Consider the following 581-nt stretch of genomic DNA (forward strand, 5'->3'; position numbering starts at 1 on the left):
GAAGCTATGAATGAAGATTACAGAGTTGGAGCACCGGTCTTTGATGATGAGAGCTCTTTTGATGCTGGCACTTATGATGGTGAAACGATTGATAATGATGATGTCACCTCTCCAGAGCCGGTTGCACAGCCCGTTGAAAAACCTTCAGAGATTGTTCCTAGTATAGAACAGCAGCGTATGGAGCAACAAGCCAAACAAGCCCGTGAAGCGCTTGTAAAGTTTTATGAACCCCAATCCCAGACGCCAATGGTTGAAGGTGAAAATGCACCCCCAGACCTACGTGAGGACCCTGTTCGTTTAGTGGCGTGGATGCTAGATAAGATTCAAAAGCAAGATGCGTATATTAGGGAACAGAAAGAAGCGCTAAGACAAGCTGAGGAACAGCAGCAGCATGATATACGTCTTGGTGAATTTTTTAATAATTCTGTTAAGTCGTTTCAAAATAAATCCAGTGATTTTGATGCCGCGGCAAATTTTCTTTATGAGGCACGCGCAAAGGAATTGAGTTCTTGGTCATCACTTTATCCTGAGTATGGACAACAAAACACAATAGATGCGATTATAAGAGATCAATTGCATGC

Annotated in this window: 1 pseudogene; it reads left to right on the plus strand. The window is 42.9% G+C overall.

The annotated features are described in order from the left end of the window. A pseudogene (locus ACFINO_RS11320) lies at positions 1 to 581 on the plus strand (hypothetical protein); the annotation flags it as partial.

Origin of the sequence: Bartonella sp. AA83SXKL (assembly GCF_042196965.1) — a bacterium.
Taxonomy (GTDB): domain Bacteria; phylum Pseudomonadota; class Alphaproteobacteria; order Rhizobiales; family Rhizobiaceae; genus Bartonella.